The sequence below is a fragment of the Streptomyces sp. NBC_00286 genome (genome assembly GCF_036173125.1).
GTDB lineage: Bacteria > Actinomycetota > Actinomycetes > Streptomycetales > Streptomycetaceae > Streptomyces.
Genome location: NZ_CP108054.1, coordinates 2480489 through 2507321 on the forward strand (window position 1 = coordinate 2480489; position 26833 = coordinate 2507321).

30 protein-coding genes and 1 pseudogene are annotated in these 26833 nt (G+C 69.7%); 11 read left to right on the forward strand and 20 right to left on the reverse strand.

Annotation, left to right across the window (positions count from 1 at the left end):
- The first annotated feature begins 251 nt into the window (after nucleotides 1-251).
- Nucleotides 252-923 (forward strand): potassium channel family protein, encoded by a 672-nt coding sequence (locus OHT21_RS11200; RefSeq protein WP_328768127.1) that lies wholly within the window; start codon nucleotides 252-254, stop codon nucleotides 921-923.
- Nucleotides 923-1600, forward strand: coding sequence for a potassium channel family protein (locus tag OHT21_RS11205; protein ID WP_033318827.1), 678 nt, complete (start codon nucleotides 923-925; stop codon nucleotides 1598-1600). The genes OHT21_RS11200 and OHT21_RS11205 overlap by 1 nt, the downstream gene beginning before the upstream one ends.
- A 221-nt stretch (nucleotides 1601-1821) precedes the next feature.
- On the opposite strand, the gene OHT21_RS11210 is transcribed toward OHT21_RS11205, so the two are convergent.
- The 8 genes from OHT21_RS11210 to OHT21_RS11245 all read right to left on the reverse strand — a co-directional run bounded on the left by OHT21_RS11210 (nucleotide 1822) and on the right by OHT21_RS11245 (nucleotide 7540).
- A complete protein-coding gene (locus OHT21_RS11210; protein WP_165342140.1) occupies nucleotides 1822-2547 on the reverse strand; it encodes a DUF3159 domain-containing protein in 726 nt (241 codons plus the stop codon).
- 3 nt (nucleotides 2548-2550) lie between these two features.
- Nucleotides 2551-2949, reverse strand: a complete 399-nt coding sequence (locus OHT21_RS11215; protein ID WP_328768128.1) for an OB-fold nucleic acid binding domain-containing protein — start codon at nucleotides 2947-2949, stop codon at nucleotides 2551-2553.
- Between the two features lie 161 nt (nucleotides 2950-3110).
- Nucleotides 3111-3794: a response regulator gene (locus tag OHT21_RS11220; protein WP_189324733.1), complete on the reverse strand. Its 684-nt coding sequence runs from the start codon at nucleotides 3792-3794 to the stop codon at nucleotides 3111-3113.
- Nucleotides 3791-4651: an ATP-binding protein gene (locus OHT21_RS11225; RefSeq protein WP_443050342.1), complete on the reverse strand. Its 861-nt coding sequence runs from the start codon at nucleotides 4649-4651 to the stop codon at nucleotides 3791-3793. The genes OHT21_RS11220 and OHT21_RS11225 overlap by 4 nt, the downstream gene beginning before the upstream one ends.
- A gap of 111 nt (nucleotides 4652-4762) precedes the next feature.
- Nucleotides 4763-5464 carry an ABC transporter ATP-binding protein gene (locus OHT21_RS11230; protein ID WP_328768129.1) on the reverse strand — a complete coding sequence of 234 codons (702 nt, stop codon included), beginning with the start codon at nucleotides 5462-5464 and terminating at the stop codon, nucleotides 4763-4765.
- Between the two features lie 195 nt (nucleotides 5465-5659).
- Nucleotides 5660-6430: a DUF3710 domain-containing protein gene (locus OHT21_RS11235; RefSeq protein WP_328768130.1), complete on the reverse strand. Its 771-nt coding sequence runs from the start codon at nucleotides 6428-6430 to the stop codon at nucleotides 5660-5662.
- A gap of 1 nt (nucleotide 6431) precedes the next feature.
- Entirely contained in the window at nucleotides 6432-6959 is a 528-nt protein-coding gene (gene dut, locus OHT21_RS11240; protein ID WP_328768131.1) for a dUTP diphosphatase, read from the reverse strand.
- Nucleotides 6956-7540, reverse strand: a complete 585-nt coding sequence (locus OHT21_RS11245) for a PaaI family thioesterase (RefSeq protein WP_328768132.1) — start codon at nucleotides 7538-7540, stop codon at nucleotides 6956-6958. The genes dut and OHT21_RS11245 overlap by 4 nt, the downstream gene beginning before the upstream one ends.
- A 58-nt stretch (nucleotides 7541-7598) precedes the next feature.
- Between OHT21_RS11245 and OHT21_RS11250 the strand changes: the two genes are divergently transcribed.
- On the forward strand, nucleotides 7599-8057 hold the full coding sequence (locus tag OHT21_RS11250) for a DUF3093 domain-containing protein (protein WP_328768133.1): 459 nt from the start codon (nucleotides 7599-7601) through the stop codon (nucleotides 8055-8057).
- Between the two features lie 78 nt (nucleotides 8058-8135).
- Here OHT21_RS11250 and OHT21_RS11255 read toward each other — a convergent pair whose 3' ends face one another.
- From OHT21_RS11255 to OHT21_RS11270, 4 genes are all read right to left on the reverse strand, one after another.
- Nucleotides 8136-9035: a hypothetical protein gene (locus tag OHT21_RS11255; protein WP_328768134.1), complete on the reverse strand. Its 900-nt coding sequence runs from the start codon at nucleotides 9033-9035 to the stop codon at nucleotides 8136-8138.
- 13 nt (nucleotides 9036-9048) lie between these two features.
- Nucleotides 9049-9345 carry a DUF4193 domain-containing protein gene (locus tag OHT21_RS11260; RefSeq protein ID WP_005481602.1) on the reverse strand — a complete coding sequence of 99 codons (297 nt, stop codon included), beginning with the start codon at nucleotides 9343-9345 and terminating at the stop codon, nucleotides 9049-9051.
- Between the two features lie 402 nt (nucleotides 9346-9747).
- Nucleotides 9748-11001, reverse strand: coding sequence for a sensor histidine kinase (locus tag OHT21_RS11265; RefSeq protein ID WP_328768135.1), 1254 nt, complete (start codon nucleotides 10999-11001; stop codon nucleotides 9748-9750).
- A gap of 6 nt (nucleotides 11002-11007) precedes the next feature.
- Complete coding sequence (locus OHT21_RS11270) at nucleotides 11008-11661, reverse strand: response regulator transcription factor (protein WP_010983842.1); 654 nt, start codon at nucleotides 11659-11661, stop codon at nucleotides 11008-11010.
- Nucleotides 11662-12064: 403 nt separating this feature from the next.
- Between OHT21_RS11270 and OHT21_RS11275 the strand changes: the two genes are divergently transcribed.
- Complete coding sequence (locus tag OHT21_RS11275; RefSeq protein ID WP_328768136.1) at nucleotides 12065-12235, forward strand: hypothetical protein; 171 nt, start codon at nucleotides 12065-12067, stop codon at nucleotides 12233-12235.
- A 292-nt stretch (nucleotides 12236-12527) separates the two neighbouring features.
- Here OHT21_RS11275 and OHT21_RS11280 read toward each other — a convergent pair whose 3' ends face one another.
- Nucleotides 12528-13340 (reverse strand): inositol monophosphatase family protein, encoded by an 813-nt coding sequence (locus tag OHT21_RS11280; RefSeq protein WP_328768137.1) that lies wholly within the window; start codon nucleotides 13338-13340, stop codon nucleotides 12528-12530.
- An 8-nt stretch (nucleotides 13341-13348) separates the two neighbouring features.
- On the reverse strand, nucleotides 13349-14476 hold the full coding sequence (locus OHT21_RS11285) for a ferrochelatase (RefSeq protein WP_328768138.1): 1128 nt from the start codon (nucleotides 14474-14476) through the stop codon (nucleotides 13349-13351).
- A 152-nt stretch (nucleotides 14477-14628) separates the two neighbouring features.
- On the opposite strand from OHT21_RS11285, the gene OHT21_RS11290 reads away from it, so the two are divergent.
- The gene (locus OHT21_RS11290; RefSeq protein ID WP_328768139.1) at nucleotides 14629-15948 is read left to right on the forward strand and encodes a D-arabinono-1,4-lactone oxidase; all 1320 of its coding nucleotides are present in this window, start codon (nucleotides 14629-14631) and stop codon (nucleotides 15946-15948) included.
- A 486-nt stretch (nucleotides 15949-16434) separates the two neighbouring features.
- Nucleotides 16435-17502, forward strand: a complete 1068-nt coding sequence (gene sepH, locus OHT21_RS11295; RefSeq protein WP_328768140.1) for a septation protein SepH — start codon at nucleotides 16435-16437, stop codon at nucleotides 17500-17502.
- Between the two features lie 94 nt (nucleotides 17503-17596).
- On the opposite strand, the gene OHT21_RS11300 is transcribed toward sepH, so the two are convergent.
- Nucleotides 17597-18424 (reverse strand): sulfurtransferase, encoded by an 828-nt coding sequence (locus tag OHT21_RS11300; protein WP_328768141.1) that lies wholly within the window; start codon nucleotides 18422-18424, stop codon nucleotides 17597-17599.
- A 267-nt stretch (nucleotides 18425-18691) separates the two neighbouring features.
- On the opposite strand from OHT21_RS11300, the gene OHT21_RS11305 reads away from it, so the two are divergent.
- Complete coding sequence (locus tag OHT21_RS11305; protein ID WP_328768142.1) at nucleotides 18692-19486, forward strand: VOC family protein; 795 nt, start codon at nucleotides 18692-18694, stop codon at nucleotides 19484-19486.
- On the opposite strand, the gene OHT21_RS11310 is transcribed toward OHT21_RS11305, so the two are convergent.
- From OHT21_RS11310 to OHT21_RS11320, 3 genes are read right to left on the reverse strand one after another with little or no spacing between them, the layout of a single operon-like run.
- Nucleotides 19480-20145 carry a 3-oxoacid CoA-transferase subunit B gene (locus OHT21_RS11310; protein ID WP_328768143.1) on the reverse strand — a complete coding sequence of 222 codons (666 nt, stop codon included), beginning with the start codon at nucleotides 20143-20145 and terminating at the stop codon, nucleotides 19480-19482. The two genes, OHT21_RS11305 and OHT21_RS11310, sit on opposite strands and share 7 nt — an antisense overlap.
- Nucleotides 20142-20837: a 3-oxoacid CoA-transferase subunit A gene (locus tag OHT21_RS11315; RefSeq protein WP_328768144.1), complete on the reverse strand. Its 696-nt coding sequence runs from the start codon at nucleotides 20835-20837 to the stop codon at nucleotides 20142-20144. The genes OHT21_RS11310 and OHT21_RS11315 overlap by 4 nt, the downstream gene beginning before the upstream one ends.
- Nucleotides 20834-22039, reverse strand: a complete 1206-nt coding sequence (locus OHT21_RS11320; protein ID WP_328768145.1) for a thiolase family protein — start codon at nucleotides 22037-22039, stop codon at nucleotides 20834-20836. Before OHT21_RS11320 ends, OHT21_RS11315 begins: the two co-directional genes overlap by 4 nt.
- A gap of 71 nt (nucleotides 22040-22110) precedes the next feature.
- Between OHT21_RS11320 and OHT21_RS11325 the strand changes: the two genes are divergently transcribed.
- From OHT21_RS11325 to OHT21_RS11340, 4 genes are all read left to right on the forward strand, one after another.
- On the forward strand, nucleotides 22111-22998 hold the full coding sequence (locus OHT21_RS11325; RefSeq protein ID WP_328768146.1) for a LysR family transcriptional regulator: 888 nt from the start codon (nucleotides 22111-22113) through the stop codon (nucleotides 22996-22998).
- Between the two features lie 84 nt (nucleotides 22999-23082).
- The gene (locus tag OHT21_RS11330; RefSeq protein WP_328774044.1) at nucleotides 23083-23877 is read left to right on the forward strand and encodes an aldehyde dehydrogenase family protein; all 795 of its coding nucleotides are present in this window, start codon (nucleotides 23083-23085) and stop codon (nucleotides 23875-23877) included.
- Between the two features lie 63 nt (nucleotides 23878-23940).
- Nucleotides 23941-24615, forward strand: a complete 675-nt coding sequence (locus OHT21_RS11335) for a nuclear transport factor 2 family protein (RefSeq protein ID WP_328768148.1) — start codon at nucleotides 23941-23943, stop codon at nucleotides 24613-24615.
- Nucleotides 24616-24687: 72 nt separating this feature from the next.
- Nucleotides 24688-25755: a maleylacetate reductase gene (locus tag OHT21_RS11340; RefSeq protein ID WP_328768149.1), complete on the forward strand. Its 1068-nt coding sequence runs from the start codon at nucleotides 24688-24690 to the stop codon at nucleotides 25753-25755.
- Nucleotides 25756-25867: 112 nt separating this feature from the next.
- Here the strand turns inward: OHT21_RS11340 and OHT21_RS11345 are convergent, their stop codons facing one another.
- Together OHT21_RS11345 and OHT21_RS11350 are read right to left on the reverse strand one after the other, a co-directional pair.
- Nucleotides 25868-26260 (reverse strand): thiamine pyrophosphate-dependent enzyme, encoded by a 393-nt coding sequence (locus tag OHT21_RS11345; protein ID WP_328768150.1) that lies wholly within the window; start codon nucleotides 26258-26260, stop codon nucleotides 25868-25870.
- Nucleotides 26261-26321: 61 nt separating this feature from the next.
- Nucleotides 26322-26744: pseudogene (locus OHT21_RS11350) on the reverse strand (MFS transporter); the annotation flags it as partial.
- Nucleotides 26745-26833 lie beyond the last annotated feature (89 nt).

The window sequence follows — 26833 nt, forward strand, 5'->3', positions numbered from 1 at the left end:
CATGACGCCAGCCACCGCGGAATTCATCGGTGCCGCCGCCGCGCTCCTCGGCCTCGGTGTCCTGACCGTCGTCAGCATCCGCAGCATCGGCCGCCGCTGATCACGACGGGCCATGGGCGAGCGTGCACAGGGGTGCCCTCCGCGGACCGCGCGTGTGTAGCTTGGGCATCGGTCTGAGACCCTGTTGGAGACCTTGTTCAGCCTGAGCAGTAACTCCGTGAGCAGTAACAATTGACATCGGAAGGACGGTCGTGCACATCGTCATCATGGGCTGCGGGAGAGTCGGTTCCGCTCTCGCCCAGACCCTGGAGCAACAGGGGCACACGGTCGCCGTGGTCGACCAGGACCCCACCGCCTTCCGACGACTGGGCTCCGGGTTCGGCGGCCGTCGTGTCACCGGCGTCGGCTTCGACCAGGACACCCTGCGCGAGGCGGGCATCGAGGAGGCGGGCGCCTTCGCCGCCGTCTCCAGCGGCGACAACTCGAACATCATCGCCGCCCGGGTGGCCCGCGAGACGTTCGGCATCGAGAACGTCGCGGCGCGCATCTACGACCCTCGCCGCGCCGAGGTCTACCAGCGCCTGGGCATCCCGACCGTCGCCACCGTCCGCTGGACCGCCGACCAGATGCTGCGCCGGCTGCTGCCTGCGGGGGCCGAGCCGCTGTGGCGCGACCCCACCGGCGGCGTACAGCTCGCCGAGGTGCACGCCTCGACAGCCTGGGTGGGCCAGCGGATCAGCAAGCTCCAGGATGAGACCGGCGTACGCGTCGCCTTCCTGACCCGCCTCGGCGAGGCGATCCTGCCGAGCTCGCAGACGGTGCTGCAGGAGGGCGATCTGGTGCACGTGATGATGCGTACGGACGACGTGGACAAGGTCGAGGCGGCGTTCGCCAAGGGCCCTGACGAGGAGGGCGGTCACTGATGAGGGTCGCCATTGCCGGTGCCGGTGCGGTGGGCCGCTCGATCGCGGGCGAACTGCTGGAGAACGGGCACGAGATCCTGCTGATCGACAAGGCGCCGACCGCGATCTCGGTCGAGCGCGTACCGCAGGCGGAGTGGCTGCTGGCCGATGCCTGCGAGATCACTTCGCTGGACGAGGCAGCGCTTCAGCGCTGCAACGTCGTCATCGCCGCCACGGGAGACGACAAGGTCAACCTCGTCGTCTCCCTGCTGGCAAAGACGGAATACGGCGTTCCACGCGTTGTCGCCCGCGTCAACAACCCCAAGAACGAGTGGCTGTTCAACGAGTCCTGGGGCGTCGACGTAGCCGTCTCGACCCCCCGCCTGATGTCGGCCCTGGTAGAGGAGGCGGTCAGCGTAGGCGACCTGGTCCGCCTCCTCCGCTTCAGCCACGGCGACGCCAACCTCGTAGAGCTGACGCTCCCCCCGGAATCGGCCCTGGCAGGCACCCGGGTAGGCGACGTGGAATGGCCCGAGGACACCTCCCTGGTCACCATCATCCGCGGCACCCGAGTCCTGACCCCCACAAGGGAGGACTCCCTGGAGGCGGGCGACGAGCTGCTGTTCGTGGCGGCCCAGGCCAGGGAGGAGCAGCTGGAGGATCTGCTGTCGGTGCGGCGGGAGGATGCGGTCGGCTGATTGCCTGAGAAAGACGGCGCCCCGGCAAGTCGGGGCGCCGTCTTTCTTTTTTCAGCCCGTCTGGGGGCACCTCTGGGGGTACCCCCAGCGGTAGCTGGGGGAGGTAGCTGGGGGAGTTTGAGGACGAGGCCGTTCAGGCCGATGGGGGTCTGGGGCGCAGCCCCAGTGGGGTCCAGGGGCGGAGCCCCGGGGATGGGACGGGTAGGGGCGGCGGGGGCGATCTACTTCTCGACGCCAGCCCGCTGCGCAGCCTGGCGTTCCTTCTCCGCCCGCTCCTCCGCCTCCATCTCGGCGAACACATCAATAGGCGCAGGCGCCTTCGCCAGGAAGACCCAGGTAAGCCAAACCGCCAACAGGAACGGCGGAATCTTCAACGCAACGAGCACCCAGCCCAGTTGCGTCGTATCCGCCCACCAGTACAGCGGAAACAGAATCGCGCACTTGGCAAGCAGAATCGCCCCCCACGCGTAACTAGCCTTGGCGTACGCCTTCTTGCGCCCAGGATTACGCGTCCGCCAGGACAGATTCTCCTTGAACACCGGCCCAAGGATCAGCCCGATCAGCGGCACACCCGCAAGCGTCGTGATGATGTACGCGAGCCCCAGCCCCAACGTGTAGAGCATGCCCGGCAGATAAAAGTCCTTGGCGTTGCCGGTCATCATCGCGAAGACCACGCCGAAGGCCACCCCGAAAACGCCACTGAAGGCGTGCTTGACGGTGTCCTTCATGACCAGCCGCACCACGACGAGCAGCACAGATACCCCGAGGGCCGCGATGGCCGCGGAGTGCAGATCCTTGTTGACCGTGTAGATCGTGACGAAGAGCAGGCCGGGCAAGACCGTCTCGATCATGCCTCGCAGACCGCCGAACGCCTCGAAGAGCGCGGCCTCCGTCACCGCCCGCGAGTCATGGGCGTCGTCTTCGGTCGGCTTGTCGAGCGACGTCACCGGCTACTCCCGTCCGAGGGGTCTGAGTTCGTACTTCGGATTGAACAGCACCCGGCGGCCCCGGCTCATCGAGATCCGGCCCGATGCGATCAGCTTGCGCCCCGGTTCGATTCCCACGATGGAGCGCCTGCCGAGCCACACCACGTCCAGGGCGGCCGAACCGTCGAACAGCTCGGCCTCCAGAGCCGGGACACCGGCCCTCGGGCGCAGCGTGACCGTGCGCAAGGTACCAGTAACGGTCACTATCTGTCGGTCATGTGCGTCACCGATACGCGTACAGCCGGCGGTCTCGGTGTCTTCGCGCAGCTCCTCCGACTCGAGGTCCTCCTGCGACGAGGAGAGCCGGTCGAGCATCCGCCGGAACCGGCCCGGCGGCCTTTCGGAACGGGGAACAGCACTCATGTCTGAAGCGTACCGGGGGCCGCTGACAGCTTCGTACCCCCTGGACTTACCCATAGAACTAACGCTCGAATCGACTCACCTCTCGAACCGGTACCCCATCCCCGGCTCCGTGATGCTGCATCCCCCGGGGGCAACCCCCAGACCCCCGGCCGCCTTGCAGCTCACCTTTCGAACCGGTAACCCATGCCCGGCTCGGTAATGAAGTGCCGCGGATGCGAAGGATCCCCCTCCAGCTTCCTGCGCAGCTGAGCCATGTACACCCGCAGGTAGTTCGTCTCCGTCCCGTACGAGGGCCCCCAGACCTCCTGGAGCAGCTGCTTCTGGCTGACCAGGCGGCCCGTATTGCGCACGAGCACCTCCAAGAGGTGCCACTCCGTGGGGGTCAGGCGCACATCGCGCCCCGCCCGGTTGACCTTCTTGGCGGACAGGTCGACGGTGAAGTCCTCGGTCTCCACGATCACTTCGTCCTCGCCCGCCCCGTTCGGCTCCGCGCGGCGGACGGCGGCCCGCAGCCGGGCGAGCAGCTCGTCCATGCCGAAGGGCTTGGTGACGTAGTCGTCGGCGCCTGCGTCGAGGGCCTCGACCTTCTCGTCCGAGGAGTGCCGGGCGGACAGCACCAGGATCGGTACGCGCGTCCAGCCCCGCAGCCCCTTGATCACCTCGACGCCGTCCATGTCGGGCAGGCCCAGGTCGAGCACGATCACGTCGGGGTGGCGGGCGGCCGCGAGCTGGAGCGCGGTGGCGCCGTCGGCGGCCGCGTCGACCTCGTACTTGCGCGCCTTGAGGTTGATCACGAGGGCTCGGGTGATCTGCGGCTCGTCGTCGACCACGAGGACGCGGGTCATGAAGCCTGCCTTTCCGGTTCTGCGGGTTGTGCGAGTTCTGCGGGTCGTCCGGAACGGGACGGCCCCGCCCGGACGGTGAGCACCATGGTGAGGCCGCCACCGGGAGTGTCCTCGGCGTCGAGCGTGCCGCCCATCGCCTCGGCGAAGCCACGGGCGACCGCGAGCCCGAGGCCCACGCCGGCACCGCGCGGAGCGTCCCCATAGCGCTGGAAGGGCCCGAAGATCCGCTCCTTGGCCTCGTCCGGAACGCCGGGCCCGCGGTCCACCACCCGCACCTCGACGCGCTCTCCGAGCGTGCTGGCGGCCGCCAGCACCGGCTCGCCGTCGGGGCTGTACTTCACGGCGTTCTCAACGATGTTGGCGACCGACCGCTCCAACAGCCCCGGATCGACTGCGACCATGGGCGGCGTCTCGGGGATCTCCAGTTGGACGCTGTCCTCGGGTACGCCGCCCAGCGCCATCGGGACCACCTCGTCCAGGTCGATCTCCCGGATCAACGGCGTGACGGTCCCGGTCTGCAGCCGGGACATGTCCAGGAGATTGCCCACCAGGTGGTCAAGCCGGTCGGCGCCCGCCTCGATCCCTTCCAGGAGCTCGGCCTCGTCCTCCTCGGACCAGGCCACGTCATCGGACCGCAGCGACGACACGGCGGCCTTGATCGCGGCCAGCGGAGTGCGCAGATCATGGCTTACGGCGGCCAGCAGCGCCGTACGAATCCGGTTGCCCTCCGCCAGCGTGCGGGCCTGTTCGGCCTCCTGCTGAAGGCGGTACGTCTTGCCGACGCCCGGCGCCGCACCGAGATAGATCCGAAGCCTGCCGCGTCCCATGGTCCCATTGTCTTCCCGTAACAGCCGCACACGCTGCGTCGACCTTACGGCCAATCATCGGCGCCCACGCCTCGGAAAGCGGGCCCGGAGACGTCTTTGACGCAACCCTGATGCCCGCCCTGTGCGCCTCAGGACCAAGGCTCAGTGCTCGACGATCTCGCCGTCGCTCAGCTCCAGCACCCGGTCCGCCAGGTCGAGCAGCGCGGCATCGTGCGTGGCGACCAGCGCGGTGACCTGCTCGCTGCGCACGACCGCGCGCAGCAGCTCCATCACGGCGAGGCCGGTCTCCGCGTCGAGCTGGCCGGTGGGTTCGTCGGCGATGAGGAGCGAGGGCTGGTTGGCGAGAGCACGCGCGATGGCCACCCGCTGCTGCTGACCACCGGAGAGCTCACCGGGCCGCTGCGCCGCGTGATCGGCCAGACCGACCAGGGCGAGCAGCAGCTCGACGCGCTCCTCGCGCTCGCGCGGATGGGCCCGGCGCAGCCGCAGCGGGACGCCGACGTTCTCGGCGGCCGTCAAGATCGGGATGAGCCCGAAGGACTGGAAGACGAAGCCGATACGATCGCGGCGCAGCCGGAGCAGCCCCTCCTCCCCGAGCCCGGACAGGTCGAGCCCGTCCACGGTGATCCGCCCCTCGTCCGGCTCATCGAGCCCGCCGACGAGGTTCAGCAAGGTCGTCTTGCCGGATCCCGAACGGCCCTTGAGGGCGACGAGTTCGCCGCGCGGCACATGGAAGGAAACCCCGCGAAGGGCGTGTACGGCGGTGGCTCCCGTCCCGTACGACCGGTGGACGTTCTCGACGCGCACCATGGTCTCGGTGGCGATCACACCACTGCCGCTCATCCGTTCCTCCCCCGTCGGCCGGGCGCCAGTATGGTCACCGGGCACCCGGTCGGGCAATGGTGCGGCCCGGCTCGCCCATAAGCGCCCCATTGCCCTCATGTCCGCGTACGACGACGGGCCGCACCCCGGCGAAGGTGCGACCCCTGGTCGTAGATCCGTAAATCCGTGTCTATCGGTCCCGTCGTGCGCCCGCGTCTACCGGACCTCAGTGATCTCCGGCCCGCGCTGCAACTGCCCCATGCCCCCGGAGAAGCGGGAACCCGCCTGCTCCTCCTGCTGGACGCCCTCGGCGACCATCTGCGCGTCCTCCGGCAGCTTCAGCACGATCGGGTCGCGCGGGGCCATCGGGCCGTCACCGCGGACCACCACCGTGTCCCGGAAGATCTGTTCGAGCAGCCCGGCCGCCTGCGGCTGCACCGCGCCCTGCCCGGAGATCACTCCGCGCAGGAACCAGCGGGGACCGTCCACGCCGACGAACCGTACGACCTGGAAACCGCCGGTCCCGTCCGGCAGCTGCACCGGCACCTGGGCGCGCAGCTCCCAGCCCAGCGGGCCCTCGACCTCGTCGATGACACCGCCCTGCTGGGTGATGCCGGTGGCGATCTCCTCGCGCACCTCGCCCCAGATGCCCTCGCGCTTGGGTGCGGCGAAGGCCTGCAGCTGTACGGCGCTGTCCTTCAGCACCACGGTCGCCGCGACGATGGCGTCGCCCGCGACCTCCACACGCAGCTCCATGCCGTCGACCCCCGGCACGAAGAGGCCACCCAGATCGACCCGGCCCTCGGCCGGATCACGGACCTCGGAACTGTCCCAGGGACCGTCGGGGCGCGGCTTCGGTTCGAGCCGTACGCGCTCCTGCTCTGCGTCGTCCGCCTCAGTGTCGACTTCCTCAACAACGCCGTCGACCTGCTCGGCCTCGCTCGCCGCGTCCTCGGCGGCACTGCCCTTCTTGCGACGTCCGAACACGTCACTGTCCTTCCCGGTCGGATACGACCGAAGCGTATCGATTCCCACCCGTTGTGCCGTCCACGGCGGCATGCCCGCCGGTGGACCCGAAGCCCCCTGCGGCCCGTGTCGAGTCGGGAAGGTCCGCAACCTCCTGGAAGCGCACCTTCTCGACCTGCTGGACGACGAGTTGGGCAATCCGGTCGAAGCGCTCGAACCACACGGACTCGCGCGGGTCGAGATTCACCACGATCACCTTGATCTCTCCACGGTACCCGGCATCCACGGTCCCTGGGGCATTCACGAGGGCGACGCCGCAGCGGGCGGCCAGCCCGGAGCGGGGGTGCACGAAGGCCGCGTACCCCTCGGGGAGGGCGATGGACACTCCGGTGGGCAGCACGGCACGCTCGCCGGGCGCGAGTTCACAGCTTTCGGTCGTCCGCAGATCCGCGCCGGCGTCGCCGGGGTGCGCGTATTCCGGAAGCGGTACGTCCGGATCGACGCGCTTGATCAATACGTCGACGGGGCTCGAGGGCTCGGGTCGGGTCACGGGTTCACCTCGAAGGCGCGAGCTCGCCGGACCTGGTCCGGATCGTTCATGGCCGCCTGGATCTCCTCCTGGCGGCCGTTGTCGACGAAGTGGTCGACCTTGACCTCGATGAACAGGGCGTCCGCACGGACCGCGACCGGGCCGTCGGGGCCGCCTATCCGGCCGGTGGCCGTGGAGTAGATCTTCCGTCCGGCGACCGCCGTGACCTCGGCCTCCAGATGCAGCACCGTGTCCACGGGGACGGGCCGTACGAAGTCGGTCTCCAGGCGCCCGGTCACCGCGATCGTCCGCAGCAGCCAGTTCAGCGAGCCAAGCGTCTCGTCGAGCGCGCTCGCGAGGACGCCACCGTGGGCGAGGCCGGGCGCACCCTGGTGGGCGGTCTGCACGGTGAACTCGGCGGTGATCTTTACTCCTTCGCCCGCGCGGGCCGCGAGGTGCAGCCCGTGCGCCTGTCCGCCGCCGCAGCCGAAGCAGTGCTCGTAGTGCGCGCCGAGCAGTTCGCCGAGGGCGGGCGCGTCCGGGTGCCGCACCGGTGCCACGGCGTCGGCCGGGGGTCGCAGGGTCGAAGAGGTACCACTCACAGGCGCAGACCTTACCTCCGCGTCAGCGGCCCGTAAGCACCGTGGCAGGCTTGGCTTCATGCAGCTCTCCGCCTCGCCCTACGAAGAACGCCTGACCGCGCCCCGCACCTGGTGGCTCGTCTGCTTTCTGGTCGGCGTCTCGATGGCCCTGATCCTGCTGCCGTTCGGCGTGCTGCCCCTGCTGGGCGGCCTGGCAGGCGGTACGGCTGTCGCGGCGGTGGTGGCGAGTTCGTACGGCTCGGTCCGTATCCGTGTGGTGGGCGACTCGCTGATCGCGGGCGACGCGAAGATCCCGGTGTCGGCCCTGGGCGAGGCCCATGTACTCGACGCCGAGGAGGCGCGCGCCTGGCGCACGTACAAGGCGGACCCGCGCGCCTTCCTGCTGCTGCGCGCCTACATCCCCACGGCCCTGCGGGTGGAGGTCACGGATCCGGCGGACCCGACGCCGTATCTGTATCTGTCCACGCGGGAGCCGGAGCGCCTGGCGGCGGCACTGAACGCAGCGCGGGCGGCATAGGGGTCGTTTCGGCGAACTGCCTGCCGGGGTCGGCCATTTCGCGTGCTGCGGTGCGGCTTCGCGGGCTGCCGTGCGGGCTCAGTGCCCCAGTTCCTTGGGGGTGCCATTGCCCATGTCCAAGGGATCGGCGGGCTTCTCCAGGGGCGGCAACGCGGGCAGAGCATCCCAGGGGACCTGCGTCTTGCGGAGGTCCGTGCGGACGCGGTCCGCGAGTCTTCTGGTCTCGCGGCGGTTCATCACCGCCCCGACGGCGGCGCCCACCAGGAACGGCATCAGGTTCGGCAGATTCCTGATCGTCCGCTTCATGATCCGCTGGCGCAGCTCGCGCCTCATCTGGACCCCGAGAGCAGCGTTGACCGTCGACGGCTTGGCCACGTCGATGCCGCGCTCCTCCGACCACGAGTTCAGATACGTGGTCGTACGTTCCTTCAGATTGCCCGGCGGCCGCCGACCGTAGACCTCGTACAGCTCGGCGATCAGCTTCAGCTCGATGGCGGCCACGCCGGTGATCTCGGCGGCCAGCTCCGTGGGCATCGCCGGTGGTACGGGCATCATCGCCGCGGCGCCCACCCCCGCGCCCACCGTCGCCGTCGCCTTACACGCGCCCGCGACCAGCTTGTCCGCGAGCTGCTCGGGGCCCAGTCCGGGGAACTGCCGCTGGAGCGTGGCGAGGTCCCGTACGGGGATCCGCGGGGCGAGCTCGATGATCCGGTCCGTGAGGTACGCCAGACCCGCCCTGGCCCGGCTGCCGCCCCAGCGGACGCTTTCCCTCACCCCGTGCCCGACGGCGACCGCCCGCCGCTTGGCGACAGGCGCCTTCTTGTCCGCCACCTCAAGGGCACCGGAGGCGCCTGTCACATCCGCTGCTTCGAGCGAGGCCGGGAGGCCCCGCTCGTCGTCACGTGCACCGTCCGCAGACGGACCGGCCGCTCCCTGGTCGTGAGAACGGCGCTTCCAGGGCGGGGTCGAGCCATGCACGGCCGACCCTGCCTCAGTCGCAGTCGCGGCAGATCGGCTGGCCGTTCTTCTCGCGGGCCAGCTGGCTGCGGTGGTGGACCAGGAAGCAGCTCATGCAAGTGAACTCGTCCTGCTGCTTCGGCAGCACGCGCACGGCCAGCTCTTCGTTCGAGAGGTCCGCGCCGGGCAGTTCCAGGCCCTCTGCGGCCTCGAACTCATCCACGTCGACCGCCGAAGTCGACTTGTCGTTCCGACGGGCCTTCAGTTCTTCAAGGCTGTCGGAGTCGACGTCGTCGTCGGTCTTGCGTGGGGTGTCGTAATCCGTTGCCATGTCGCTCTCCCCCTCTGGGTGTCTGTGGTGTCTCAGCGCACGTAACGCGTGAGAGGCCGGACTTGTGCCCGACCTGAGGCGGAGATTTTGCCTCACATCAAGGTCTGTTACTCAATCGACACCCAACCGAACTCAGCAGTAGTGATCGGCTTGGATGGCGAACGGGACCGTACACGGTCCTCACGCCGCACTACAAAGGCGTCTCACCAGTACTTCCCGTCATGGAGACCATCGAAAACCCGGACTTTCCCGGCTTTCCGCCAGCCTTCTTGATCACGGAGAGTGGACGGAGAGTGGATGGCCAGAAATTCGCCAGTGTGATCGATCACACATGAATCTCCTGGGCCGAGGCCCCGAAAATTCCGCGCAAAGCGAACATCGTCGTGTGTCGGCGACATGTTCTCAGATGGGCAGGGTGACTCGCATCACCAGCCCGCCCCCTTCCCGCGGCTCAGCGCTGATGTGGCCGCCGTGCGCACGGGCCACGGACCTGGCGATCGACAGCCCGAGCCCGACGCCCTTGTCGCTGCCCGTGCGTTCCGTCCTGAGCCGCCGGAACGGCTCGAAGAGGTTGTCGATCTCGTACGCCGGCACCACGGGCCCCGTATTGGACACCACGAAGACCGCCTGGCCGTGCTGAGCCTCGGTCGTCACCTCGACCCACCCGTCCTTCGGCACGTTGTACCGAACGGCGTTCTGGACGAGGTTCAGCGCGATCCGCTCCAGGAGTACGCCATTGCCCTGGACGACCACGGGAGCCCGCTCCCCGCGGATCTCCACGCCGTTCGTGTCCGCCTCGGCGCGTACCTGGTCGATGGCCTGGGAGGCGACCTCGGCGAGATCGACGGCCTTGCGCTCGATGATCTGGTTGTCACTGCGGGCGAGCAGCAACAGCCCTTCGACGAGCTGCTCGCTGCGCTCATTGGTGGCGAGCAGCGTCTTGCCGAGCTGTTGCAGCTCCACGGGTGCCCCCGGATCGGAAAGGTGAACCTCCAGGAGCGTGCGGTTGATCGCCAGGGGCGTACGCAGCTCGTGCGAGGCGTTTCCGACGAAGCGCTGCTGGGCCGTGAACGCCCGCTGCAATCGCGCCAGCATGTCGTCGAAGGTGTCCGCCAGCTCCTTCAGCTCGTCGTCCGGACCGTCCAGCTCGATACGGCGCGAGAGGTCCGAGCCGGCCACCGCGCGTGCGGTGCGGGTGATGCGGCCGAGCGGCGCCAGGACGCGGCCTGCCATCGCGTAGCCGAAGGCGAAGGCGATCACGGCGAGACCTAGGAGGGCTAGGAGGGAGCGGCTGAGCAGGTTGTCCAGGGCGGTCCGGCGCTGGACGTCGATGCAGGTGGCGATCGCCGCGTTGAACTCGTCGAGCGTCTGTTTGGAGTTGACCGCGGGGCAGTTCTCGCTGGCCACCCTTATGTTCGTGCCGCCTGTGACGCCGGTGATCTTGAAGAGCGGATCACTGCCCGTGTTCAGCGCCTGTGCCGCCAGCAGATAGATGATCGACAGCAGCATGATGCCGGCGATCAGGAACATCCCGCCGTACAGCAGCGTGAGCCTTATCCGGATGGTCGGGCGCAGCCAGGGGAACGGGGGTTCCGGCCTCCGCGGGTCCCAGGAGGGCTTCGGAGGCGCCGTCGGCAGCGCATTCTTCGTGGCCACCACAGATCAGATCCGGTAACCGGAGCCGGGAACGGTCACGATGACCGGCGGCTCGCCGAGCTTGCGGCGCAAAGTCATCACTGTGACGCGCACGACATTGGTGAACGGATCGGTGTTCTCGTCCCAGGCCTTCTCCAGGAGCTGCTCGGCGGAGACCACGGCGCCCTCGCTGCGCAGCAGCACCTCCAGGACGGCGAACTCCTTGGGGGCGAGCTGGACCTCCTTGCCGTCGCGGAACACCTCGCGGCGGTTGGGGTCCAGCTTGATCCCGGCGCGCTCCAGGACGGGCGGCAGCGGCACGCTCGTACGCCGACCGAGGGCACGCACGCGTGCCGTCAGTTCGCTGAACGCGAAGGGCTTGGGGAGATAGTCGTCGGCGCCGATCTCCAGGCCCTCGACACGGTCGCTGACGTCTCCGGAGGCCGTGAGCATCAGCACGCGCGTGGGCATGCCCAGCTCGACGATCTTGCGGCAGACGTCGTCGCCGTGCACCAGTGGGAGGTCACGGTCGAGGACGACCACGTCGTAGTCGTTCACGCCGATGCGTTCCAGGGCGGCCGCACCGTCGTACACGACGTCGACGGCCATGGCCTCCCGGCGCAGTCCGGTGGCCACCGCATCGGCGAGCAGCTGCTCGTCCTCGACGACGAGTACGCGCACGTCGCTTGTCCTTCCTCTGTCCACCCGCGTAGCGCGCTTTCGGCGCACACGGGCAGGTCTGTCGGGGGGTGAGACCTCCATCCTGCCCTTTTCGGCCATAAGTCGGCTGTAAGGCGGGTGAGAGGGGGGTGAGAGGCCCGGGAATGCGAGATTTTCTCTTCCGGTTGAGGTTTCCACGGAAGGGAGTGCGGGGAGGACGGCTTTACACCCCGCGATCACGCTCTGCATGTGGCACACCACCATGTGGTACGCCACCAGCCGCTTCCGCAGAGCGGACGTGGGTGTCCGGCACCGTCGCCGCCCAGCACGGGCAGCGCTGGGCATCCACAGGAGACGTGATCGCCCCTTCCGAACGGCACACCCCCGTGCCACCGACCCACGACCCAGGACGAGGGGGCGCAGCATGGACGCATTCACCGCAGGACTTCTGCAGCGCATAAAGGCGACCGAGTCCGACCTGACGCGGGCTCGCGAGACCGGCGACGACTTCCTCGCGGAGGTCGAGGAGGCCGAGCTCGACGACCTCCGCCGCCTCGCCGCCGAACACGGCGTGGAGGTCGCGTCACGCGTCTGATTCAGCTCGTACGAAAGCGGGGCCCCGGCAGATCCAGACCGGGGCCCCGCTCCTTTTTTGGGCGGCTCGGTTCGCCTCCGGGGCGCAGCTGTATCGATATGCGCCTACCGGCGCGTGGCTGTGTCGAGAACCCCACCGTGCTCGACCCTCCTTCGTCGGGCACTCCGCGCTCCCCCAGACTTCGTCCGGGGGGACCCCACGCGCTCTCGACACAGGCGCGCCCCTTCGGCTCACTCGCTGCCGCTGTTGTACGCGGTGTCAGTCGGCGGGAGCTCGCCGGTGGTCCGTACCGTCAGTCGTGCCAGGCGCCCAGTTCCTCCAGGCGCCTCTGGAGTGGCTCGAAGAGGCCGGGTGGGGCCGCGATGGTCAGGTCCGGTGAGAGGGGCTCTCCGGGGCGGCCACCGGTGAGGGCGCCCGCCTCCCGGGCTATCAGGTCACCGGCCGCGTAATCCCAGGGGTTCAGCCCGCGCTCGTAGTACGCGTCCAGGCGGCCCGTCGCCACATCGCACAGGTCGATCGCGGCCGAGCCGCCGCGGCGGATGTCCCGCACCTGAGGGATGAGCTGCCGGACCACCTCGGCCTGCCGGGCCCGGCGCTCGGCGAGATAGCCGAAGCCGGTGCCGACGAGGGCCAGACCGAAGGCGGGGGCGGGCCGCACGCGCGCGGGACGGTCGTTGACGTAGGCGCCCTCGCCCAGGACGGCCCGGCAGGTCTCACCGCGCATCGGGGCGTGCACCACGCCGACGACCGTCTCGCCGTCCTTGCGGGCCGCGATGCTGACGGCCCAACTGGGTAGTCCGTACAGGTAGTTGACCGTTCCGTCGATGGGGTCGATGACCCACTGGATCCCGCTGCTGCCCTCGACGCTGGCGCCCTCCTCGCCGACGACCCCGTCGTCGGGCCTGAGGTCGGCGATCAGGCCGGTGATCAGCTTCTCGGAGGCGATGTCCATCTCGGTGACGACATCGGCGGCACTGGACTTGGTCGCGGCCACGCCGAGATCGTCGGGGCGGCCGTCGCGCAGGAAGGCGCCCGCGTGGTGCGCCGCGTCGAGCGCGATCTGCAGGAGTTCGGCCTTGAGCGGGTCGCTCGCGGTGTCGGTCACGGTGCTCCTCAGGCGTACGGGCTGTCGGCGCCCGCGGCGGCGGGCTTCGGGGCGCGGGCGGGGCAGCAGCCCACGGGGCATACGTCATGGCTCGGCCCCAGCTCACCGAGGGCGCAGAGCCGCACATCGCGGCCGCTCTCTGTGGCGGCCCGCTCCACGACGAGCTCGCGTATCGCGGCCGCGAACCGCGGGTCGGCGCCCACGGTGGCCGAGCGGCGCACCGGCAGGCCCAGCTCCTCGGCCTTGGCCTTCGCTTCCGTGTCGAGGTCGTACATGACCTCCATGTGGTCCGAGACGAACCCGATGGGTGCCATCACGACCGCCAGCACCCCGGCGCCGTGCAGCTCCTCCAGGTGATCGCAGATGTCCGGCTCCAGCCAGGGGATGTGCGGGGCACCGGAGCGGGACTGGTAGACGAGCTGCCAGGGGTGGTCGGTCCCGGTCTCCTCGCGCACCGCGTCGGCGATCAGCCGCGCGGCGTCCAGGTGCTGCTTCACGTACGCACCCCCGTCGCCGTGCTCCTCGACGGGTCCGGAGGTGTCCGCGGAGGCGTTTGGGATCGAGTGGGTCGTGAAGGCCAGGTGCGCGCCCGCGCGGACGTCCTCGGGGAGGTCGGCGAGGGACTTCAGGACGCCGTCGATCATGGGCTGGAGGAAGCCCGGGTGGTTGAAGTAGTGCCGCAGCTTGTCGACCCTCGGCAGCTCCAGTCCCTCGGCCTGAAGGATCGCGAGCGATTCGGCGAGGTTCTCGCGGTACTGGCGGCAGCCCGAGTACGAGGCGTACGCGCTGGTGGCGAGGACCAGGATGCGCCGGCGGCCGTCGGCGACCATCTCGCGCAGGGTGTCCGTCAGATACGGCGCCCAGTTGCGATTGCCCCAGTAGACCGGCAGGTCCAGGCCGTGTTCGGCGAAGTCCTTGCGGAGGGCGTCCAGCAGGGCGCGGTTCTGGTCGTTGATGGGGCTGACCCCGCCGAACAGGAAGTAGTGCTGCCCCACCTCCTTGAGGCGTTCCTTGGGGATGCCGCGCCCCCGCGTCACGTTCTCCAGGAACGGGACCACGTCGTCGGGGCCTTCGGGGCCGCCGAAGGAGAGCAGGAGGAGGGCGTCGTAAGGATGGGCATCGAGCGCGACTGGCATGTCTTTGATCCTGCCACTCGCCACTGACAGCCGGAAACGGCGGTATGAAGGGCGGGCAGTATGATCCCCTTCCTACTGGTCGGAAACTTGCCGTTCCTGTCCGTGGCCAGCTGGGCGGCTCGGCAGGCCGGTTCCGCAGCGGGGAGGGACCCATGAGCAGCACAGCGAGCGGGAAGAGCGGCACGTGGCGCAACTGGGCGGGCAATGTCTCGGCCCGTCCCGTACGGGACGTCACGCCCGCCTCCGTCGACGAGCTCGCCGCCGCTGTGCGCCAGGCCGCCGAGGACGGGCTGAGGGTGAAGGCCGTCGGCGCCGGTCACTCCTTCACCGCCGTCGCCGCGACCGACGGTCTGCTGATACGGCCCGACCTGCTCACCGGCATCCGCAGGATCGACCGCGCGGCGGGCACCGTCACCGTGGAGGCGGGCACCCCGCTGAAGCGGCTGAACGTGGCTCTGGCCCGCGAGGGACTGTCGCTCACGAACATGGGCGACATCATGGAGCAGACGGTTTCCGGCGCGACCAGCACCGGCACCCACGGCACCGGTCGTGACTCAGCGTCGATCGCCGCCCAGATCACGGCACTTGAACTGGTGACGGCCGACGGCTCGGTCCTCACCTGCTCCGAGAAGGAGAACCCGGAGGTTTTCGCGGCTGCCCGGATCGGACTCGGCGCCCTGGGTGTCGTCACCGCGATCACCTTCTCCGTAGAGCCCCTTTTTCTGCTCACGGCCCGTGAAGAGCCGATGACCTTCGACGAGGTCACCAGCACCTTCGATGAACTCCACGCGGAGAACGAGCACTTCGAGTTCTACTGGTTCCCGCACACCGGGAACTGCAACACCAAGCGCAACAACCGAAGTGCGGGCCCGGAGAAGCCGGTCGGCAAAATCAGTGCCCTCTTCGAGGACGAGTTCCTTTCCAACGGCGTCTTCCAGGTGGCCAATACGGTGGGCCGTGCCGTGCCCGCGACCATCCCGGCGATCGCGAAGATCGCCAGCCGGGCCCTTTCGGCGCGCACATACACGGACATTCCCCACAAGGTCTTCACTTCCCCGCGCCGGGTGCGCTTCACAGAGATGGAGTACGCCGTCCCGCGCGCGGCCCTCGTCGAGACGCTGCGCGAACTGAGGGCCATGATCGACCGCTCTCACCTGCGGATCAGCTTCCCGGTAGAGGTGCGCACCGCGCCCGCGGACGACATCACGCTCTCCACGGCGTCCGGCCGCGACAGCGCGTACATCGCGATCCACATGTACAAAGGCACCCCGCACCGGGCCTACTTCACGGCCGCCGAGCGGATCTTCACCGCGCACGAGGGGCGCCCGCACTGGGGCAAGCTGCACACGCGCACGGCAGAGCACTTCATCGGGATCTATCCGCGCTTCGACGAGTTCACCACCCTCAGGGACCGGCTCGACCCGGACCGGCGGTTCGGGAACGACTACTTGCGGCGGGTGTTGGGGCCGTAGTCGGACCCTGGAGGCGCAACATCGCCAACTTCGCGAGAACGAGCGAGCTCTGGCGGTATCTCAGGAGCAACTCGGCGCCGGAACGATCAACTTCAGTCGTGAAGATCGCGCGAAGACCGCCACGCACCGTGGTCGCCGGAACGGCGTCCCCCGTGGCCAAGTCCCGACCCCTGCGAGAAGTTGGGCGGCGTGCCGATCCACGCAGGTGGCCCGAATGGAGTACTGTTGCGAGCCCTGGGTCCGGACACCCGCCAGGGCGTCCGGGGCCTTCCAGGACCGCCGTGAGGGGGCTCGTTGCACAGGGTGACGGAGTTTGTCACTTAGCGTTGCGAATAGGTAACCGTGCCATAACGGCGATCCAGGGCCAGCACCCGACACGCCGGGCAAACAGGCAAGGTTGTGGCAGGCTGCACCCGGGCAGGCCACACTCGACTAGCGGAAGCAGCGACGCACGTGACGTCGGCAGGCACCACCCGGGAGGTCCCCATGCCCGAACTGCGTGTCGTGGCCGTCTCAAATGACGGCACACGGCTGGTGCTGAAGGCTGCCGACGCGACGGAGTACACGCTTCCGATCGACGAGCGTCTGCGCGCCGCCGTTCGCGGCGACCGTCCCCGCCTCGGCCAGATCGAGATCGAGGTGGAGAGCCATCTCCGCCCCCGAGACATCCAGGCGCGTATACGCGCAGGCGCCTCCGCCGAAGAGGTCGCCCAACTCGCCGGCATCCCCGTCGATCGCGTCCGCCGCTTCGAGGGCCCCGTGCTCGCGGAGCGCGCCTTCATGGCGGAGCGGGCGCGTAAGACCCCGGTCCGTCGGCCCGGCGAGACCGCCGGGCCCCAGCTCGGCGAGGCGGTGCAGGAGCGGCTGCTGCTGCGCGGCGCCGACAAGGAGACCGTGCAGTGGGACTCGTGGCGCCGTGACGACGGCACCTGGGAGGTCCTGCTCGTCTACCGCGTCGCGGGTGAGCCGCACTCGGCGAGCTGGACGTACGACCCGCCACGGCGGCTCGTACAGGCCGTGGACGAGGAGGCGCGCTCGCTGATCGGCGAGTCCGACGACGACCTCGCCTCGCCCGAGCCCAGCTTCCCGTTCGTGCCGCGGATCGCCCGGCTGCCGCGCGACCGCGAGCACCCGATGGACCGCGCCCTGGAACGTCAGACGGAACGTCCCGTCCTGCCGGCCCAGTCGTCGGAGCCTCCGGAGGAGAGCACCAACGGCGAGCGGGACTCGCTCACCAGCCTCCTGGAGGCGGTGCCCAGCTTCCGCGGCGACATGGTGGTGCCCGAACGCCCCGCCACGCCCACGGAGATGCCGGCGGCGGAGGAGGAGCCCACCCCGGAGCCCGAGGAGGAGGAGCCCCCGGCTCCCGCGGCCTCGGCCGGTTCGGCATACGCCGATGTCCTCATGCCACGCTCGGTGGCCAGCCACCGCGAACGGCTCGTCGGTTCCACCGACCGTCAGGCCGAGGCGGACGGCGTCCGCCCGGGCCGAAGAGCGGCGGTGCCGAGCTGGGACGAGATCGTCTTCGGGACGCGTCGCAAGAAGCAGGAGTAGGGGTAGAAAGCAGACGATGTACGCGGCTGGGGCTCGCACCGGTTACGGGCGAGCCCTTTTCGCTGCCGTGCGCCTCTTGCGGGCCGAAGCCGGTCTACTGCGGGTCGGGGCCCGTCGCGACCGGGCGGCTCGGGTCCGACGACCAGTGCGACCAGGAGCCCGCGTACAGCGCTGCCGGAATGCCCGCGATCTCCAGGGCGAGGATCTCGTGGGCGGCGGAGACCCCCGAGCCGCAGTAGACGCCGACTTCGCAAGTGCCGGTCGCGCCCAGGGACTTGAAGCGCTCGGCGAGTTCGGCGGCCGGGCGGAAGTGGCCGGATTCCGTCACGTTCTCCGTGGTCGGTGCCGAGACGGCGCCGGGGATATGGCCGGCGACCGGATCGATCGGCTCGACCTCGCCCCGGTAGCGTTCGGCGGCACGTGCGTCCAGGAGCAGGCCGGTGCGGGCCAGGGCGGCGGCTCCGTCCGCGTCGAGCAGCGGCAGCGCGCCGGGCGACGGCAGGAACGTACCGGCGACCGGAGACGGGACACCGGCCTCGACGGGGCCGTCCCAGGCCGCGAGTCCGCCGTCAAGGGCACGCACCGACGGGTGACCCGTCCAGCGCAGCAGCCACCAGGCGCGCGCGGCGGCCCAGCCGAGCCCGCCGTCGTACGCGACGACGTCGCGGTCCGCACTGACACCGGCCGCCCGCATGGCCGCCCCGAAGACCTCCATGTCCGGCAGCGGATGGCGGCCGCCCTTCCCTGCCGGAGCTGCGAGTTCCGAGTCCAGGTCGATAAAGACGGCACCCGGAATGTGCCCCTCCTCGTATGCGGAACGCAGGTTCGGGCCGCCCAGTTGATAGCGGATGTCGAGCACCACCGGCGGCTGCGGTCCGGCCAGGGCGTTCGCGAGTTCGGCTGCGGAGATGATGGCGTTCATGGCCACCATCCTTGCGTACGGGGTGGCCGCATCGTCCAGGTCCGGTTACTCTGCCCGCCGGACCGGCCCGAGCACACGGCGTACGGGCCTGGACACAGGCTGTACAGCCGATCGACACCACCAGGCAACCGCGGGGATACGGATGGGACACAGCACATCAGGCATCCTCCAGCCATGCGCCGCAGGCTCGGGGCGCGGCGGGGGTTCGCGCGTTCGGAAGCGGAAGTGAAGCTGCCGGCGCCCTCAGGCGCCGAGGAAAGAGTGACGATGACCGAGTCACGGGGGCCGTCCGGCCTGAACGCCACCGCACACGCACCCGGCACACCGTGCTGGGTGAGTCTGATGGTGCACGGGATGGCCGCGACCCAGGAGTTCTACGGAGCACTGTTCGGCTGGAAGTTCCAGCCCGGGCCCCAGCAGCTCGGCCCGTACGTACGTGCCGTGCTCGACGGCCATGAGGTGGCCGGGATCGGGCAGTTGCCGCCCGACCGTCATCCGCCGCTCGCCTGGACGCCCTACTTGGCCTCGGCCGACGTGGATCTGACGGCGGAATCGGTTCGGCACTGCGGCGGCACGGTCGGCGTCGGCCCCCTGGACCTCGGGGACGCCGGCCGTATGGCCATCGCCTCCGATCCCACGGGCGCCGTGTTCGGCATCTGGCAGACCGCGGGCCACCTCGGTACGGGCATCACCGAGGTGCCCGGCACGCCCGCCTGGAACGAGCTGGTCACGCGCGACTCCGCGAGCGTCGCCAAGTTCTACGACACGGTCTTCGGCTACGAGGAAGAGCCGGTCGTCTCCCCGGACTTCGACTACATCACGCTGCACGTCGAGGGCCGCCCGGTGGCCGGCATCCACGGCGTGGGCCACGCCCTGCCGCGCGACCGGGGCCCGCACTGGATGACGTACTTCGAAGTCGCCGACGTGGACGCCTCCTTGACCGATGTCATCGACCTGGGCGGCCACGTCCTGAAAACGCCGCGCGACACTCCGCACGGGCGCATCGCCACGGTCGCGGACCCGGAGGGGGCGACGTTCTCCCTCGTACGCACGAACTACTGAGACCGCGTGATGCCGAGCCGCTCCGCGAGTTCGGGGGCGCTGATGCCGTACGTCTCGCGGATTCGTACGCCCTCGGGGCCGACGTCGAAGACGCCGTGGTCGGTGTAGACGCGGCTGACGCAGCCGACGCCGGTGAGCGGGTAGGTGCACTTCGGTACGAGCTTGGGCTCTCCGGAGCGGGTGAAGAGCGTCATCATCACGTAGACGTCCTTGGCGCCGATCGCGAGGTCCATGGCGCCGCCGACGGCGGGGATGTCGTCGGGCTTGCCGGTGGTCCAGTTGGCGAGGTCGCCGTTGAAGGCGACCTGGTAGGCGCCGAGGACGCAGACGTCGAGGTGACCGCCGCGCATCATGGCGAAGGAGTCGGCGTGATGGAAGTACGCCGTCCCCGGCAGCTCGGTCACCGGGACCTTGCCGGCGTTGGTCAGGTCGGGGTCGACCGCGTCGCCCTCGGCCTTCGGGCCCATGTTGAGCATGCCGTTCTCGGTGTGCAGGACCACACCGGAGTCGGCCGGGAGGTGGTCGGCGATCTTGGTGGGCTGTCCGATGCCGAGGTTGACGAAGGAGCCGGCCGGGATGTCGCGGGCGATGACGGCGGCCAGTTCGTCCATGGAGAGCCGGTGGTCGGTGCGCGCCTGATCGCTTGATGTGGTGGTCATCGTGCCCCCTGGACGGTGTAGTGACGGGCCGTCACCTGGACGATGCGGTCGACGTAGATGGACGGGGTGACGATGGCCTCGGGGTCGAGTTTCCCGGGTTCGACGACCTGGTCGACCTGGACGATCGTTGTGGTCGCGGCCGTGGCCATGACCGGTCCGAAGTTGCGGGCGGTCTTGCGGTAGACGAGGTTGCCCATCGTGTCCGCGATGTGTGCGCCGATCAGCGCGTAGTCGCCCTTGATGGGGTACTCCAGCAGGTACATACGGCCGTCGATCTCGCGAACCTCCTTGCCCTCGGCCAGCGGTGTGCCGACCGCGGTCGGGCAGTAGAAGGCGCCGATGCCGGCACCGGCCGCGCGCATCCGCTCGGCGAGGTTGCCCTGCGGCACCACCTCGAGCTCGATATTGCCCTCGCGGTAGAGGCCGTCGAAGACCCAGGAGTCGGCCTGGCGGGGGAAGGAGCAGAGCACTTTGCGCACGCGGCCGGCGGCCAGCAGCGCGGCCAGTCCTACGTCGCCGTTGCCGGCGTTGTTGGACACGATGGTGAGGTCCTTCGCGCCCTGCCGGATCAGGGCGTCGATCAGGTCGAACGGCATTCCGGCCAGGCCGAAGCCGCCGACGAGAATGGTGGATCCGTCCTCGATGCCGGCGACCGCGGCGTCTGCGCATTCGACTATCTCCGCCCGGCTCACTTCGCCGCCTCCGTCGTGTCGCAGTTCTCGAGTACGACGGCCAGGCCCTGGCCGACGCCGATGCAGATCGCGGCGACGCCGTAGCGCTGCCTCGTCTCGCGCAGGACCTTGGCGAGCGTGGCGAGGATGCGGCCGCCCGAGGCGCCCAGCGGGTGGCCGATCGCGATGGCGCCGCCCTTCTGGTTGATGAGGGCGGGGTCGATCTTCCAGGCGTCGAGGCAGGCGAGCGACTGTACGGCGAAGGCTTCGTTGAGTTCGACCGCGCCGACCTGGTCCCAGCCGATTCCGGCCCGGGCCAGCGCGCGGTTGGCGGCTTCGACCGGGGCGTAGCCGAAGGCCTGCGGCTCCAGCGCCATCACGCCGCGGCCGGCGATACGGGCGATGGGGTCGGCGCCGATCGTGGCCGCGGCCTTCTCGCTGCCCAGCAGCACCGCGGAGGCGCCGTCGTTGAGGGGGCTGGCGTTGCCCGCGGTGATGGTGCCGCCTTGTTCCGGTGTGCGGAAGACCGGCTTGAGCCCGGCCAGTACTTCCGGGGTGGATCCGGCTCGGATGCCCTCGTCGCGGGTCAGGTCGGTGCCTTCGATTGTTACGACCAGGTCGTCGTAGAAGCCCGACTCCCATGCCTGGTGAGCGAGTTGGTGGGAGCGGGCGGCGAACTCGTCCTGCCGTTCGCGGGAGATGCCGAAGCGCTCCTGGAGCTGCTCGTTGGCCTCGCCGAGGCTGACCGTCCACTCCTTCGGCATCCGCGGGTTGACCAGGCGCCAGCCGAGCGTGGTGGAGACCGCGGTGACGTCGCCGGCAGGGAACGGTTTCGCCGACTTGGGCAGCACCCACGGCGCGCGCGTCATCGATTCCACGCCGCCGGTCAGCATCACGTCGGCGTCGCCGGACTCGATGGTCCTGCTGGCCGTCATGGCCGCGTCGAGGCTCGAGCCGCAGAGGCGGTTGATGGTGGTGCCGGGCACGCTCACCGGGAGGCCGGCGAGCAGCGCCGCCATGCGGCCGACGTTGCGGTTCTCCTCACCGGCGCCGTTGGCGTTGCCCCACACCACGTCGCCGATCGCGGCGGGGTCGAGGCCCGGCACCTTGGCGAGCGTCGAGGCGATCGCGGCGGCGGCGAGGTCGTCGGGGCGGACGCCGGCCAGCGCGCCGTTGAAGCGGCCGAAGGGTGTCCGCGTCGCGGCGTAGATGAATGCGCTCATGGCAGCGACGTTAGTCCTGGGTGGCGATATTCTGAAGTACGCATATCCGGGCTGATTGATATGGATGAGATATGGATCTGCGCCACCTGCGGTACTTCGTGGCGGTGGCCGAGGAGCGCCACTTCGGCCGTGCCGCCGAGCGGCTGCACATGGCCCAGCCACCGCTGTCCCAGCAGATCCGCCAGCTCGAGGCCGAGCTCGGCGTCGAGTTGCTCCACCGGACCACACGCCGCGTCGACCTCACCGAGGCCGGGCGGGCCTACCTCGAGCGGGCGCGCGCGGTCCTCGCCGACGTCGACGAGGCCGCCCATCACGCGCGGCTCGTCGCCGCCGGCTCGGTGGGGCACCTCGCGATCGGGTGCGTGGGCTCGGCGACGTACAGCGTCCTGCCTGCGCTCTCGCGTCAGCTCACGGAGGAGCTGCCCGGCGTCGACTTCTCGTTTCGCGGCGAGATGCTCGCGCCCGACCAGGTCGAGGCGCTGCGGACCGGTGCGATCGATGTCGCGCTGTTGCGGCCTGTGGCGGCGGACCTCTCCCTCACCGTGCATACGCTGCGACGGGACCGGCTCGTCGTGGCTGTGCCGGTCGACCATTCCCTCGCTCGCGCTCGCCGGAAACGGTTGCGGGTCGTGGACCTGGCGGGTGCCGATCTGATCGTGCACTCTGCTGACCGGCGGTCGGTGATGTACGACGTTGTCCTGGGCCTTCTGCGGGATGCGGGCGTCGAGCCGCACATCCGCCATGAGGTCGGCGAGACCTCGACGCTGGTCACGCTTGTGGCCGGGGGGCTCGGCGTTGCCGTCGTGCCTGAGCCGGTGACCGCGCTGGCGCTTGACGGGGTTGCCTACCTGCCGCTGGCGGGGGCCGACGCGCGCGTGGAGCTGGCCGTCGCGCACCGGGCCGATCGCTCCGAGCCGCATCTGGAGCGGACCGTGGGGATCATTCGGGCGATGTTCTGAAGCGGGGTTGGACTGTGGCGCGGGTGCCTCCGGCGGTTGGGCGGGTGCGGGTGCGTGGTGGCTGGTCGCGCAGTTCCCCGCGGGGTGCCTCCGGCGGTCGGGCGGCTGACGGTCCGTCGTGGCTGGTCGCGCAGTTCCCCGCGGGGTGCCTCCGGCGGTTGGGCGGGTGCGGGTGCATTACTCGGTGGCAAAGCGCCCTTCTTGGTGCTTCCCGACGCGGATCTGGAGGAGGCCGCGGCGGCGGCCAGCTTTGGTGCCTTCATGAACCAGGGCGAGATCTGTATGTCGACCGAGCGGGTCATCGTCGACCGGACTGTCGCCGACGAACTCTCCGCCCGTCTCGCCGATCGTGCCGCCAAGCTCGTCGTCGGCCCCCCGAGCGACCCCAGCTCACAGATCGGTCCGCTGGTCCACGCCAACGCCCGCGACCATGTGATCGCGCTGATCGAAGACGCCCGTGACAAGGGTGCGCAAGTCCTGACCGGTGGCACGGCCGACGGCCTCTTCGTGCGGCCGACCGTGCTGGGCGGAGTCATGCCGGGCATGCGCATCTACCGCGAGGAGACCTTCGGACCTGTGGTCTCGATCATCGAGGTGGATTCGACGAACGAAGCCGTCGCGGTCGCCAACGACACCGAGTACGGGCTCTCCGCCTCGGTCTTCGGCAAGGACGCGGCCGCGGCGCTCGACGTGGCCCGCCGCATCAAGTCCGGCATCTGCCACATCAACGGCGCCACCGTGCACGACGAACCCCAGATGCCCTTCGGCGGGGTCGGTGCCAGCGGCTGGGGCCGATTCGGCTCCCGTGCCGCGCTGGAGGAGTTCACCGAGTTGCGCTGGATCACCATCCAGTCCGGGTCCCGCCACTACCCCATCTGACGAGGCGACGAGGTCGTACGGCGCACGTGACACGGCGTGCGCCGGACCCCGGCCCTTGCTTGCATGGCTGTGCACACCGCAGAAGCGCAATCCGCAGAAGCTGGGCAACCCGCAGAACAAGATCCGATCGGAGATCGAACAGTGTCGCAGGCCGACAACGACCGCCACGAGATCCGGCAGCTCATCGAGAACTGGGTGCTGTGGCGCGATGCCGGGGAGTGGAGCCGTTTCGCCACGGTCTGGCATCCGCGCGACGGCCGGATGAGCGCCACCTGGTTCCAGGGAAGCGCCACCGACTTCATCAAGGCCAGCCGCGAAGGCTTCGAGAACGGAGTCAGCATCCTCCACTTCCTCGGTGGCCACACCGCGGACATCGCCGGCGACCGGGCCATCGCCCAGACGAAGATGACGATCAATCAGCGCGCGAACATCGACGGCGTCGAGGTCGATGTCGTCTGCACCGGCCGCTTCTACGACTTCCTGTCCCGCCACGAGGGGCGCTGGACCCTCGTGCGCCGGCAGCCGATCTATGAGAAGGACCGGCTCGACGTCGTCGACCCCGCTGCCTCTCTGACCTTGGATCCCGAGCTGCTGAACCGCTTCCCGACCGGCTACCGGCACCTGGCCTACCTGCAGACCAAGGCGGGCTTCACGGTGCGGGAAGGACTACCCGGCCTCACCGGCCCGGCGGTCGAGCAGCTCTACTCCGAAGGCGCGCAATGGCTGGCCGGAGACTGATGCAGTCCGTCAGATGCAGTCCGTCATCCGCATGCAGTCGACCCGGCCGAAGAGCCACCGAAGGAGCAGGCGATGAGGTTCACACACGAGACGCTTCCCCAGCGGGTGGTGTTCGCGGCCGGGGAGTCGCCCGTCGCCGTGGCGGCGGAGGTCGAGGCGCTCGGCGGTTCCAGGGTCATGCTGATCGCGTCGGACCGCGAGAAGGAACTGGCCGACCCGATCGCCAAGGAGATCCCGGTCGTGCTGCGTCACGAGGAGGTCGTGATGCACGTACCGGTCGAGGTCGCCCGGCGAGCCCGTCAGGCCGCGGCCGACGCGGGCGCGGACATCCTGGTCAGCGTCGGCGGCGGCTCGACCACGGGTCTGGCCAAGGCCGTTGCGATGAGCACCGGGCTGCCGATCGTCGCGGTACCCACCACGTACGCCGGCTCCGAGGCGACCAACGTATGGGGCCTGACCGAGGGCGAGACCAAGACCACCGGTGTGGACGGCAAGGTGCTGCCCGCGTCGGTCGTGTACGACGCCGGTCTGCTGACCACGCTGCCCGGCGAGATGACCGTGGCCAGCGGCCTGAACGCGTTGGCGCACTGCGTGGACTCGATGTGGGGGCCGCGTACCGACCCGATCGACCGGGCGCTGGCGCAGGAAGGTATCCGCGGGCTGGCGACCGGCCTGCCGACGGTGGCCGACGACTCGACGAGCGTCGAGGGCATCGAGCAGACGTTGTACGGCGCTTACCTCGCCGCTGTCGCGTTCGCCTCGGCCGGCTCCGGGATGCATCACAAGATCTGCCACGTCCTCGGCGGCATGTTCAACCTCCCGCACGCCCAGACCCACGCGACCGTCCTGCCCTACGTACTGGGCTTCAACGCCCCGTACGCCCCCGAGGCGGAGGCACGTATCGCCGAGGCCTTCGGCGCGGTCTTCCGCACCCGGACGGCGAGCGCCGGGCTGGCCGCCCTGCGCCAGGTGCTGGACGCGCCGCGGGCGCTGCGCCACTACGGCATGCCCGAGGACGGTATCGCCAAGGCGCTGACGCCGATCATGAAGGCGATCCCGGCCAACAACCCGGCCCCCGTCACCGACGAGAACCTGACCGCGCTGCTGAAGGCGGCCTGGGCCGGCGAACCGGTCAACTGAAGCCACTGCCACGTGGCTCCACGCTTGGAGGGGCGGTCCGGCGGGACCGCCCCTGAGGGCCCGAGGAAGCGCTGCGATCAGGGGGCGGGGCCTGGTCGGCGGGCGTAGTGGCTCATGCGTCGATCTCGACGCCGCCGAACGGAGCTCCGCCGTTCAGGACGCGCTCCTCCGGAGGGATGGGCCCGAGGCTCACTCGTACGTCGATGCAGGCCGGCCGGCGGGCCGCGAGGGCGGCCTCGATCGCCGGGCGAAGCTGGTCGAGTTCACGGACTTCGACGCCGTCCGCTCCCAGCGCTCGTGCCACGCCGCTGTAAGAGCCGTTCTCCAGGCGGTTGTTGGTGACGCGGTCCTGGCCGAAGAGGAACTGCTGGGTGTGCAGAGTGGCGCCCCACGCCTGGTTGTTGAGGACGATCACGATCACCGGGAGTCCCGCCCGGACGAGGGAGTCGAACTCGGCGAGGCTGTAGCCGACCGCGCCGTCGCCGGTGACGAGGATCGTCGCCACCGACGAAGGCCCAGCGCCAGTTCGCGTTCCCGGCCCAGCCGAGTTCGATCTTGCCGGCGACGCCTGCCAGCAGCGGTCCGAGGAAGCCGCCGACCGAGAGCGCGGCGGCCCAGACCGCCACGCCACGCGCGCGGGTTGCCGTGGTGTGCGTGCCGGCCGCCACCATGGCGAGGCTCGTCGGGAAGACGGCCGCGGCCCCTATGCCGTTGAGGAGTTGGGCGAGGATCAGCCACGTCACCCGGGTGTCGCTCGAGGTGCCCGCGCCCGGCGCCAGGACCGCGAGAGCCGAGCCCACGACGATGAGCGCGGTGCCCCCGACGAGCAAGCGCTTGCGGCCGAACAGGTCACCGAACACGCCGAAGCCCAGTCCCAGCGCGGCGACGGGAAGCATGAACGCGTCGGTGATCCACGTGAGTTGGGCCGAGGTCGGGGCGAGGTCCTGCTGGATCAACCCGTTGATGAGGGCCGGGACGGAAAGGGCCATCTGCGCGAGGCACACGGCGAGCACCACCGCGGCCAGCGTGCCTGAGCTCAGGGTGTATCTCCCACCCTCGCCCTATGTCGCACTGGGTG